The organism is Sciscionella sediminilitoris, from assembly GCF_000737195.2.
Lineage (GTDB): Bacteria > Actinomycetota > Actinomycetes > Mycobacteriales > Pseudonocardiaceae > Sciscionella > Sciscionella sediminilitoris.
The window spans coordinates 23,350-35,019 of sequence record NZ_JALM01000087.1; the positions used below are offsets into that span (position 1 = coordinate 23,350).

Genomic DNA, 11,670 nt, shown 5'->3' on the forward strand with positions numbered 1-11,670 from the left:
AGGTAGACACGGTGGTCGCGGAACCGTTCGCCGAGGCCGTCGCGGAGGCGGAGCGGATCATCGCCGAAGCCCCGCACATTCGCACGGAACAGGACCTGCTCGAGGGATACGACTACCTCGCGGGAAGTATCCAGCGGGCACTGCAGACGGCCTGGGCGACCGACCCGGACCGGCCGCGCTTTCTCACCGCGCCGGACGCGGATACCAAATACGGGCTGGACAACCCGGACACGCTCTATTTCGGTGCGATCATCCGCCCGGACACCGACTACGTGGTCACCGGAAAACGCGGCAGCACGGCGGATCTGAGTTTCCAGGTACTCGGCGGCGACTACACCCCGGCGAAGGTTCCGGGCAGCCTCGCCGCGTTCGACGACCGGCAACTCGAGATCGCCGAGGACGGTAGTTTCGAGGTCCACTTCGGACCGAAGGCGAAACCCGGGGTGCCGAACAGTTTCCCGCTCGGGGAGAACGCGGCGATCCTGATCATCCGCGAGGTGTACAGCGACTGGGAGAACCAGGTCCGCGGCCGGCTCGACATCCGGGCAGCGGACGGGAACCCCGGTCCCCCGGAGCTTTCCGAACGCTCGATGGCCAAACGCTATGCCGCCGCGGGCAAGATCCTGGTCACCCAGCTACGCACCTTCCTGAAGTTCCCGGAGTGGTTCTACTACGACCGCGCGGCCAACGAGATGACCGCACCGCGGCGCACCCCCGGCGGGCTGGCCACCCAGTTCTCCTCGGTCGGGCACTACGAACTGGCCGCGGACAAGGCGCTGATCGTCGAGGTGCCCAAATCCGAGGCGCCGTACCAGGGGTTCCAGCTCGGTTCCCTCTGGTACATCTCCACCGACTACATCCACGCGCAGACCAGCCTCACCGCCGAACAGGCGCGCGCCGACCCCGACGGGATGCTCCGCTTCGTGGTCAGCGAACGCGATCCCGGAGTGGCGAACTGGCTGGCCTGCACCGGGCACGAGCGCGGTTATCTGCAGATCCGCTGGCAGCGCCTCGATCGCGAGCTCACCGAGGCCGACGGCCCGCGCACCGAGCTCGTCGATCTCGCCGAACTCCCCGAACGGCTGCCCTACTACCAGCACGCGCGGATCACGGGTGAGCAGCGCGCGCACACACTCGAAGCACGCAGGGCGGCGATCGCCCGGAGGAGGTTCGGATGATGTTGCGGGACAAGGTCGTGCTGGTGTCCGGCGTCGGCCCTGGCCTCGGCCGCTCGCTCGCCGTGCGGTGCGCGGAGAACGGTGCGGATGTGGTGCTCGCCGCGCGCACCGAGTCCACATTGGACAGCGTGGCCGAGCAGGTGCGCGCCACCGGGCGGCGGGCGCTCACGGTACCCACCGATATCGCCGACCAGTCCGCGACCGAACAGCTCGCCGAGACCGCGCTCTCCACGTTCGGCAGGCTGGACTGCCTGGTCAACAGCGCCTTCGGGTTCCCGCCGATGGGCACCTTCGACGAGGTGGACATCGAGGGACTGCGTGCGGCGATCGACGTCACCCTGTTCGCCACCCTGCGGCTGACCCGGCTCTGCGTTCCGGCGCTCGTCGAATCGGGCGGCAACATCGTGATGATCAACTCGATGATCGTGCGCCGCCAGGAGGACAAACTCGGCGGCTACCGGCTCACCAAATCCGCGCTCATGTCCCTTTCCCAGACGCTGGCCACCGAACTGGGCCCGCGTGGAGTGCGGGTGAACAGCGTGGCACCCGGCCGGATCTGGGACGAGCGCGCGAAATGGTACTTCGGCTATCTCGGCGAACAGCGCGGGCTCAGCGCCGAGGACATCTACAACGAGTACGCCGAGCTCGCCGATCTGCGCAGGCTGCCCGAACCCGACTCGGTCGCGAACGCCGCCGTGTTCCTCGCCTCCGACCTGGCGAACGCGATCACCGGGCAGTGCCTGGATGTCAACTGCGGCGAAATGCATCACTGAGGAGTCTTCATGGCGGAACGGGAGAACGTCGGCACCGTCGAGGATCTGCACGCCTCGGCCACCAAGATCACCGGGCTCGAGGACTTCGGCGGCACCGAGCACCACGAGGCGCTCGGCGTGCTGCTCGACTCCTATCACGCGGACGCGAGGCTGACCCCGTTCGGCAGGCGGGTGAAACGCGCCGAGCTGCGCGGGGCACTCGTCGCACGGGCACTGAGCGAGGCGGCGCTGGCCCGCGGCGCGGCCACCCAGCCGGTGCACCGCCCGATCTTCGTCACCGGCCTGCCGCGCAGCGGGACGACCGCGCTGCACCGGCTGCTCACCGTGGATCCCGCGCACCAAGGCCTGGAGCTGTGGCTGACCGAGGTCCCGCAGCCGCGCCCGCCGCGTGCCGAGTGGGAGAACGATCCGGTGTTCGCCGGGATCCAGGAAGGGTACTCCCGGCACCACATCGAGCATCCCGAATTCATGGGCGTGCACTACATTTCCGCGGACGCGGTCGAGGAATGCTGGCGGCTGCTGCGCCAGTCGATCATGTCGGTCTCCTACGAATGTCTGGCGCACATTCCCGGCTACTCGGCCTGGCTGCGGGAACAGGACTGGACCCCGGCCTATCGCAGGCACCGGCGCAACCTGGAACTGATCGGCGGCAATGATCCCGGAAAGCGGTGGGTGCTCAAGAATCCGAGCCACCTGTTCGCGATCGACGCGCTGCTCGCGGTGTACCCGGACGCGCTGATCGTGCAGACACACCGGGATCCGCGCACCGCGATCGCCTCGGCGTGCAGCCTCGCGGTGCAGGCGAGCTCCGAATGGTCCGAGGCCTTCGATCCGGAAACGGTCGGCCGTGATCAGCTCGAACTGTGGGCCACCGGGCTCGAACGCTGCCGGGCCGCGTGCGCCCGCTACGACCAGAGCCGGTTCTACGACGTGGACTACGCCGATTTCGTCGCCGATCCGGTCGGTACCGCGGAATCCGTGTATCGGCATTTCGGGCTCGAGCTCACCGAGGAGGCCAGCGCGGCCATGCGGCGCACCCACGCCGAATCGGTGAGCGGTAAGGCGAAACCCGCGCATCGATACACGCTCGGGGATTTCGGGCTCGCCGAGGGCGCGGTGGACGAACGGTTCGCCGGACTGGTGGGCTAGCGACTACCGGAACTCCTACGCTGCCCGGTGCCGAACGCGCCGGGCAGCTTTGTCGTTACCGAACTCGACGTTACCGAACTCGAGTTGCTGCCGAACTTGACACGTGGCGGACAATAAAAAGTCGGCGTGTCATCCAGAAACATGGACAACCCGCCGATTCTAATTTCAGTATAGACGGTATGAGGGGCCTGTGTCAACTCGAGGGTACGAAGACGAACTGCGGTCCGAACGAGACTATATCGCCGAGCTCTACGCCCGGCTCGACGCGGAGCGCGCACGGGTTCGGGGGAAATACGCCGACACCTTGCGCGGCAACGGCGAGACCCCCATGGAACGGGACGTGGAACTGCGCGCGCTGGCCACGGAGGCGAAGCGGCTGAACGTGGCGGACAGCGGGCTGTGTTTCGGCCGGCTGGACACGGTAACGGGCGAGCGTTCCTACATCGGCCGGATCGGCCTGTTCGACGAGGAGAACTCCTACGAACCGAGGCTGCTGGACTGGCGGGCACCCGCGGCACGGGCCTTCTACACCGCAACTGCCGCGCATCCGGAGAACACGCGCAGGCGCCGCCAATTCCACACCCACGGGCGGCGCGTGACCGGGTTCACCGACGAAACGCTCGGCCGCCCCGACGGGCAGGAGCACGGGGACGCGGCACTGCTCGCCGCGATCAATGCGCCGCGCGGGAACGGGATGCGCGACATCGTGGCGACGATCCAGGCCGAACAGGACGCGATCATCCGCCTCGAGCACCCCGGTGTGCTGGTGATCGAGGGCGGCCCGGGAACCGGGAAGACCGTGGTGGCCCTGCACCGCGTCGCGTATCTGCTCTACACCCACCGGGCGCGGATCGAACGCCATGGTGTGCTCGTGGTCGGGCCCAATCCGGCCTTCCTGGAGCACATCGGCCGGGTGCTGCCCGCACTCGGCGAATCCGAGGTGGTGTTCACGACTCCCGGCGGTCTGGTCCCCGGTCTGCGGGTGACCGCGGAGGATGCTCCGGAAACCGCGCGGATGAAGGGTTCCCTGGCGATCACGGAGGTGCTCGCGGCGGCGATCGCCGACCGGCAATGCCTGCCGGAGGAGCCGCTGCGGATCGAGCTCTCCGATGTCACGGTGCGGATCGACGCGGAGACCGCGGAGTGGGCAAGGCAGGAGGCTCGCGCGAGCGGGCTGCCGCACAACGAGGCCCGGGAGGTGTTCACCGAGATCGTCACGTATGTGCTCACCGAGCGGGCCATCGCCAGGATCGGCCGGGACTGGCTCACCCGTTCGGACGGCGAAGCCTGGGAGAACATGCGGGCGGATCTGCTCGGTGAACTCGCCGAGCAGGAGGAGTTCCAAGCCGCGATCGACCAGCTCTGGCCGATGCTCACCCCGGAAACACTGCTGGCCGGGCTGCTCTCCAGTCCGGAGCGGCTGCGTGCCGCGGGAGCCGACCAGGCGCTGTGGCGCGCCGACGGCGAGGCGTGGACGGTTTCGGACATCCCGCTGCTCGACGAACTGGTCGATCTGCTCGGCAAGGACAAGACGGCCGCACGGGAGGCCGAGCGGGCCGCGGCACGGGAACGGCAGGCCGAGGCCGAATACGCCGCGGGGGTGCTCGACATCCTCAAGCTGGACAGCGAGGAGATGGACGAGGACATCGGACTGGCCGCGGAGAACCTGATCCAGGCAGGCGATCTGGCCGATCGCTTCGTGGAGACCGATACCCGCGAGCTCGCCGAACGCGCGGCCGCGGACCGGAACTGGACCTATCGGCACGTGGTGGTGGACGAGGCCCAGGAACTGTCCGAGATGGACTGGCGGGTGCTGATGCGGCGGTGCCCGAGCCGCTCGTTCACCGTGGTCGGTGATCTCGCTCAACGCCGCTCGGCGGCCGGAGCGACCTCGTGGGGCGCGATGCTCGATCCCTATGTGCCCGGCCGCTGGGTCCATCGCCTGCTGTCGGTCAACTACCGGACTCCCGCAGAGGTCATGACCGTCGCCGCCGGACTGCTCGCGGAGTTCGCCCCCGGAATCCGGCCTCCCGAGTCGGTCCGCGCATCCGGGGTGCGGCCCTGGTCCCGGCAGGTCGGCGAGGCGGACCTGCCCGATGCCATCGCGGAATTCACCCGCGAGGAATCCGGGCTGCCGGGAACCAGCGTGGTGATCGGGCCACCGGATGTGCCGGGTACGGTCCCACCGGCGGAGACCAAGGGCCTGGAATTCGACGCGGTTCTCGTCGTGGAACCGATGCGCATCCTCGCCGAGGGCCCGCGCGGGGCCGCCGAGCTCTATGTCGCGCTCACCCGCGCCACCCAGCGCCTCGGCGTCCTGCACCGGGAACCGCTCCCCCGGTCCCTTGCCGGGCTCGCCGAGACCGGAATGCCTGCCGCGAGCGGGAATCAGCAACCGGCGGGTTGAGCCGATCCGGTTCGCCCTTGCTCGGACGGGCGGCGCACGGTCGAGCAAGGGCGCGGGTACTTCGCACCGGCCCCGGACCGGAATGCGATCAGGCGCCGTAGACCGGTTCCGGTTCGGGTGCCTCGGCGAGCAGTCCGGTCACGACCGGACCGAGTTCCTCCGGTGCCCAGCGCGCGTCCTTCTCCGCCTTGGGGCCGTGCCGCCAGGCTTGGGCGAGCGCGATCGTGCCACCCTCCACTTCGAACACCCGGCCGGTGACGCCGGCGGATTCGGTGCTGCCGAGCCAGACGACCAGCGGCGAGACGTTTTCCGGTGCCATGGCGTCGAATCCGGCACGCTCGGCCATCTGCTCGGCGAAGGCCTGCTCGGTCATCCTGGTGCGAGCGGCGGGCGCGATCGCGTTCACCGTCACCCCGTAGCGGCCCAGTTCGGCGGCGGCCACCAGGGTCAGCCCGGCGATCCCGGCCTTGGCCGCGGAATAGTTGCCCTGCCCGACGCTGCCGAGCAACCCGGCCCCAGAGCTGGTGTTGATCACCCGCGCGGCGAGCTGCTCCCCCGCCTTCGCGCGCTCCCGCCAGTGCGCCCCCGCGTGCCGCAGCATCGCGAAGTGTCCCTTGAGGTGCACCCGGATGACGGCGTCCCATTCCTGCTCGGATGTGTTGACCAGCATCCGGTCCCGGAGGAACCCGGCATTGTTGACCAGCACGTCGAGCCCGCCGAACTCCCGGATCGCGGTGTCCACAATGGACTGCGCGCCCTCCCAGCTCGCCACGTCACCGGTGTCGGCGATCGCGGTTCCGCCCGCGGCGGTGATCTCCTCGACGACCTGCTGCGCGGGCCCTTCCGAGCTCGCGCTGCCGTCCAGGGCGACCCCGATGTCGTTGACCACCACGCGCGCCCCGGCCGCGGCGAAGGCGAGCGCGTGCGCCCTGCCGATACCGCGCCCGGCTCCGGTGACGATCACGGTGCGCCCGGAACACAATTCACTCATCTATTCACTCTCTTTCTGGTTGACCGTGCTCGCGGCGAGGAAAGCGGGCACCTCGCCGCCGCCGTGCACGAGTAGCCGGGCCCCGGTCACATAGGAGGCCAGCGGCGAGGCGAGAAAGACCGCGCAGTTGCCGATCTCCTCGGGATCGGCGAGCCGCCCGAGTGGCACGGTGGCCCCGACCGCGGCGATCCCGTCCTCCCCGCCGTAGTGCAGCTGGGACTGTTCGGTGCGCACCATGCCCACATCGATCGCGTTCACCCGCACCTTCGGCGCCCATTCCACGGCGAGGCTGCCCGCGAGGCTGTCCACCCCGGCCTTGGCCGCGCCGTAGGCCGCGGTGCCCGGGGAGGGACGGGTGCCGCTGACGCTGGCGATCATCAGGATCGAACCACCACCGTCCTGCTCGCGCATCACCTCCGCGGCGTACTGCGCCAGCTGCAGCGGGGCGAGCAGATTCAGCTCCACGATCTTGCCGTGGAATTTCGGCGAGGCGTCCGCGGCGAGCGCATAGGGCGCCCCGCCCGCGTTGTTGACCAGCACATCGAGCCGCCCGTGCCGCTCGCGCACGGTGTCCACGAGCTTTCTCGCCTGCTCCGGATCGCGCACATCGCAGCTGTGGAACTCCACATCGGGCAGCTGTTCGTCCGGGTCACGCCGGGCGCAGGTCACCACGGTCGCCCCGGCGGCACCGAAGGCGCGGGTGATACCGCGGCCGACACCGCGGACGCCGCCGGTGACCAGGACGACCGAACCGGTGAGATCGAGGTTCAGAGTCAACGAACCCTCCTCGGGGCTGTCGCGAGACCGGAACGCCTGCTAAGTTACCAAGCAATCGCTAGGTTGAGAACCGATGAGGTCGAATGGGCATCAGGAGCGAACGAACCGAAGCGGCCGTCACGGTCGTGAGTATCGAATTCCCGCCGGTCAACGCGCTCCCGGTCGGGGGCTGGTTCGAACTGGCCGAGGCACTGACCGAGGCGGGCAGGGACGAGCGGACCCACGCCGTCGTACTGCGCGCGGAGGGCAGAGGCTTCTGCGCGGGCGTGGACATCAAGGAGATCCAGCGTGACTCCGGCTATGCCGCGCTGATCGGGGCGAACCGCGGCTGCGCCGCCGCCTTCGGAGCGGTCTACGACTGCCCGGTCCCGGTGGTCGCCGCGGTCGGCGGGTTCTGCCTCGGCGGCGGGATCGGCCTGGTCGGCAACGCGGATGTGATCGTGGCCGCCGACGATGCGAGCTTCGGCCTTCCCGAGGTGGACCGGGGTGCACTCGGGGCGGCGACACATCTGTCCCGGCTGGTGCCCCAGCACCTGATGCGCGGGCTGTTCTACACCGGCCGCACGGTCGGCGCGGACACCCTGCACCGCTACGGCTCGGTGTTCGAGGTGTGCGAGCGCGCCGAACTGGACGAGAAGGCGCTCGCCCTGGCCGGGGAGATCGCGGAGAAGGACAACCGCACCATCCGGATGGCCAAGGAAGCGCTCAACGGCATCGACCACGGGCGCGTGCACCGGGACTACCGCTTCGAACAAGGGTTCACCTTCGAGCTGAACCTGACCGGTGTCTCCGACGAGGCACGACAGTCCTTTGTGGACCGAAACGGAGGCTGAAAGCAGTGCGGGACAAGCAATGCACGGCCGAAGAGGTGGCCGCCGAACTGCGCGACGGGATGACCCTCGGCATCGGCGGCTGGGGCTCGCGGCGCAAACCGATGGCCCTGGTGCGCGCCATCCTGCGGTCGCCGGTCAAGAATCTGCGGGTGGTCTCCTACGGCGGACCGGATGTGGGGCTGCTCTGCGCCGCGGGCAAGGTGCGCGAACTGGTCTTCGGGTTCGTCACGCTCGATTCCATCCCCTATGACCCGCTGTTCCGCAAGGCGCGTGAACAGGACGGGCTCGCGGTGCGCGAATGGGACGAGGGCATGTTCTACGCGGGACTGCAGGCCGCCGCGCAGCGCCTGCCGTTCCTGCCGATCCGCGCCGGGCTCGGTTCCGATGTGCCGCGCAACGATCCCGCGCTGCGCACCGTGCGCTCCCCCTACGGCGATGGCGAGGAACTGCTCGCGGTGCCCGCGCTCGAACTGGATGTCGCGCTGGTGCACCTGAACCGGGCGGACAACCACGGCAACGCCCGTTACCTGGGCCCGGATCCCTACTTCGACGACCTGTTCTGCCTCGCCGCGAAGAAGCGCTTCGTCTCCTGCGAGCGGCTGGTGTCCACCGCGGAACTCGCCGAAGGTCCACCGCAGACCTTGCTGTGCAACCGGACCATGGTCGACGGGGTCGTGGAGATCCCGCGTGGCGCGCATTTCACCAGTTGCGCCCCGGACTACGGGCGGGACGAGAAATTCCAGCGCGCCTATGCCGACGCCCCGCAGAACGGGCTGCTCTCCCGGCTGGTCTCGGGAAGCGAACAGGATTACCAGGCCGTCGTGCAGGAGGTGTCATGACAGCGGCGAAGACCACGGTGAGCAGGGCCGAGATCTGTGTCGGCGCCTGTGCCGAACTGTTCCGGGGCGACGGGGAGATCCTGGTCAGCCCGATGAGCACGGTGGCGCTGATCGGTGCGCGGCTGGCCAAGCTGACCTTCGAACCGGACCTGCTGCTCACCGACGGCGAGGCCGGGCTGCTCGCCGAGGTCCCGGTGCTCGGGGACCAGTCCGAACCCGCGCGCGAGGGCTGGCTGCCGTTCCGCAAGGTGTTCGAACTGCTCGCGCACGGGCGCAGGCACGTGGTGATGGGCGCGAACCAGGTTGACCAGTACGGCAACCAGAACATCTCCGCGATCGGCGAGCACAGCAGGCCGGATCGCCAGCTGCTCGGGGTGCGCGGATCGCCGGGAAACACCGTCAACCACCGCACCAGCTACTGGGTGCCCAAGCACAGCCCGCGCAGTTTCGTCCAGGCGGTCGACGTGGTCGCCGGGGTCGGCTACGACCGGGCCACCGGCAGCGCGGGACGGTTCCACGACGTGTACCGCGTGGTGAGCAACCTCGGCGTGTTCGACTTCGACGGGCCGGAGCACCGGATGCGGCTGGTCTCCGCGCATCCCGGCGTGGAACTCGAGGAGATCACCGAGTCGACCGGATTCCCCTTGCACATCGGGGAATTCCACACCACACCGGAACCGGGCCCGGAAGCGCTGGAGCTCATCCGCACCCGGCTGGACCCGAAGAACCTCCGCGACCGCGAGGTCCGCGCATGAGGACCGCCCTCACCGAGCTGATCGGCATCGAGCACCCGGTGGTGCAGACCGGGATGGGCTGGGTCGCCGGGCCTCGCCTGGTCTCGGCCAGCTCGGAGGCGGGCGGGCTCGGCATCCTCGCCTCGGCCACCATGAACTACGAGGAGCTGGCCAAGGCGATCGCCGAGGTCAAGTCCCGGACGAGCAAACCGTTCGGGGTGAACCTGCGCGCGGACGCCGTGGACGCCGAGCGCCGGGTCGATCTGCTGATCGAACAGGGCGTCAAGGTCGCCTCCTTCGCGCTGGCCCCGCGTAAGGAGATGATCCAGCGCCTCTCCGATGCCGGGGTCGTGGTGATCCCCTCCATCGGCGCCGCCCGGCATGCGCAGAAGGTCGCCGACTGGGGCGCGCACGCGGTCGTGGTCCAGGGCGGTGAAGGCGGCGGGCACACCGGAGGCGTGGCCACCACCCTGCTGCTGCCTTCCGTGCTCGACGCCGTGGACATCCCGGTGATCGCCGCGGGCGGGTTCTTCGACGGGCGCGGGCTCGCCGCGGCGCTCGCCTACGGGGCCGCGGGGATCGCCATGGGCACCCGGTTCCTGCTCACCGCCGAGAGCACCGTGCCCGAGGCCGTCAAACAGCTCTACCTCGGGCGCGGCCTCGGCGACACCGTCGTGACCAGGCGGGTCGACGGCATGCCGCACCGGGTGCTCGCCACCGAATTCGTCACCGCGCTCGAACGCTCCGGGCGACTGCGCGGATTCCTGCTCGCCGCCCGCAACGCCATCCGGTTCCGCAAACTCACCGGGATCGGGTGGAACCAGTTGCTGCGCGAAGGGCTCGCCATGCGCCGCGGCGGGGACATGACCGCGGCCCAGGTGCTGATGGCCGCGAACACCCCGATGCTGCTGCGTTCCGGGCTCGTCGAGGGGCACACCGACACCGGCGTGTTCGCCGCGGGCCAGGTCGTCGGCATGCTCGGGGACCTGCCCAGCTGCGCGGAGCTCATCGAGGGCATCGTCGAGCAGGCGGGCGCGGCCCTGCGCCGGTGCCCGCAGAGCTGATCGGCTATTCGGCTCGCTGCCACCCCTCCAGGTACGCGGTGAGCTGTTCCCTGCTCGGATGGCCCCAGCCGATGCAGAACGGATGCCCGGCGGGATCGGCGTAGACCTGATGGCCCTGCGCCCTTTCCGGATCGGGCGCAGCCCGAAGCAGGGTCGCCCCCAATGCGATCACTTCCTCGTGTGCGGCGCGCGGATCCTCGACGTGCAGATCGAGATGAACCTGCTGGGGCTCGCCATCCGGCCAGCGGGGTGGAACATGGTCCGGAGCCAGCTGTACACCGATCCGCCACTCCCCATCGGCGTCGATGACGCTGTGCCAGGTTTCGTCCTCGAGAACGTGGCCACCGAGAACACCGGCCCAGAATGTGCTTTCGGTGTGGAGCTCAGCGGCGTCGAACACGACCACGGTCCGTACCGTTCGCATGCTTCATCCTCGGCAGCATGGCAATCGGGGTCAAGTCAGGCGCGGAACTGAAACCCCGCCGAACTTCATATTCAGCGTATTTATCACAAAACGGTCACATTGCTTGTTTCGGGAATCCTGGCATGACATGGATTCCGCATGACAGAGCTGTCACAGCCTTCGGAGCAGACGGCCGGTGAAACCGAGCAGCCCCGGTGGCGGCTGATCGGGCCGGGCATCGTGGTCGCCGCGACCGGGGTCGGCGCCGGTGATCTCGTCGCGACCCTGATCGCGGGCAGCCGGTTCGGCTACACGCTGCTGTGGGCGGCGGTCATCGGGTGCCTGGTGAAGATCGGGCTCGCCGAGGCGGTCGGACGCTGGCATCTGGCGACCGGGGAGACCATGTACTCGGGCTGGCGCTCCCTCGGCCGCTGGACGAGCTGGTACTTCGGGCCGTACATCGTCGTCTGGGGATTCGTTTACGGCGCGACGGCGATGTCGGCGGTCGCCCTGCCACTGGCC

At 69.2% G+C, this 11,670-nt stretch carries 12 protein-coding genes; 9 read left to right on the top strand and 3 right to left on the bottom strand.

The annotated features are described in order from the left end of the window. Positions 1-11 precede the first annotated feature (11 nt). The 4 genes from AD72_RS28680 (at position 12) to helR (ending at position 5,507) form a co-directional block, all read left to right on the top strand. The gene (locus tag AD72_RS28680) at positions 12-1,178 is read left to right on the top strand and encodes a hypothetical protein (RefSeq protein WP_031469746.1); all 1,167 of its coding nucleotides are present in this window, start codon (positions 12-14) and stop codon (positions 1,176-1,178) included. Then, positions 1,175-1,951 (top strand): SDR family oxidoreductase, encoded by a 777-nt coding sequence (locus AD72_RS28685; protein ID WP_031469747.1) that lies wholly within the window; start codon positions 1,175-1,177, stop codon positions 1,949-1,951. Before AD72_RS28680 ends, AD72_RS28685 begins: the two co-directional genes overlap by 4 nt. Positions 1,952-1,960: 9 nt before the next feature. Next, positions 1,961-3,100, top strand: a complete 1,140-nt coding sequence (locus tag AD72_RS28690; protein ID WP_031469748.1) for a sulfotransferase family protein — start codon at positions 1,961-1,963, stop codon at positions 3,098-3,100. A gap of 190 nt (positions 3,101-3,290) precedes the next feature. Further along, positions 3,291-5,507, top strand: coding sequence for an RNA polymerase recycling motor ATPase HelR (gene helR, locus AD72_RS28695; RefSeq protein WP_031469749.1), 2,217 nt, complete (start codon positions 3,291-3,293; stop codon positions 5,505-5,507). 88 nt (positions 5,508-5,595) lie between these two features. Here helR and AD72_RS28700 read toward each other — a convergent pair whose 3' ends face one another. Next, positions 5,596-6,498, bottom strand: coding sequence for an SDR family oxidoreductase (locus AD72_RS28700; RefSeq protein ID WP_031469750.1), 903 nt, complete (start codon positions 6,496-6,498; stop codon positions 5,596-5,598). Continuing rightward, positions 6,499-7,275 (bottom strand): SDR family oxidoreductase, encoded by a 777-nt coding sequence (locus tag AD72_RS28705; RefSeq protein ID WP_031469751.1) that lies wholly within the window; start codon positions 7,273-7,275, stop codon positions 6,499-6,501. An 83-nt stretch (positions 7,276-7,358) separates the two neighbouring features. On the opposite strand from AD72_RS28705, the gene AD72_RS28710 reads away from it, so the two are divergent. The 4 genes from AD72_RS28710 to AD72_RS28725 are packed head-to-tail and all read left to right on the top strand — an operon-like array spanning position 7,359 to position 10,745. Then, entirely contained in the window at positions 7,359-8,108 is a 750-nt protein-coding gene (locus AD72_RS28710; protein WP_031469752.1) for an enoyl-CoA hydratase family protein, read from the top strand. Between the two features lie 5 nt (positions 8,109-8,113). Beyond that, a complete protein-coding gene (locus AD72_RS28715) occupies positions 8,114-8,947 on the top strand; it encodes a CoA transferase subunit A (protein WP_031469753.1) in 834 nt (277 codons plus the stop codon). Continuing rightward, positions 8,944-9,702: a CoA-transferase subunit beta gene (locus AD72_RS28720; RefSeq protein WP_031469754.1), complete on the top strand. Its 759-nt coding sequence runs from the start codon at positions 8,944-8,946 to the stop codon at positions 9,700-9,702. The genes AD72_RS28715 and AD72_RS28720 overlap by 4 nt, the downstream gene beginning before the upstream one ends. Beyond that, positions 9,699-10,745, top strand: coding sequence for an NAD(P)H-dependent flavin oxidoreductase (locus AD72_RS28725; protein WP_031469755.1), 1,047 nt, complete (start codon positions 9,699-9,701; stop codon positions 10,743-10,745). Before AD72_RS28720 ends, AD72_RS28725 begins: the two co-directional genes overlap by 4 nt. A 4-nt stretch (positions 10,746-10,749) precedes the next feature. Here the strand turns inward: AD72_RS28725 and AD72_RS28730 are convergent, their stop codons facing one another. Further along, entirely contained in the window at positions 10,750-11,169 is a 420-nt protein-coding gene (locus AD72_RS28730) for a VOC family protein (protein ID WP_031469756.1), read from the bottom strand. Positions 11,170-11,307: 138 nt separating this feature from the next. Here AD72_RS28730 and AD72_RS28735 point away from each other — a divergent pair. Beyond that, a partial coding sequence (locus AD72_RS28735) for an Nramp family divalent metal transporter (protein WP_031469757.1) occupies positions 11,308-11,670 on the top strand: 363 nt, incomplete at its 3' end.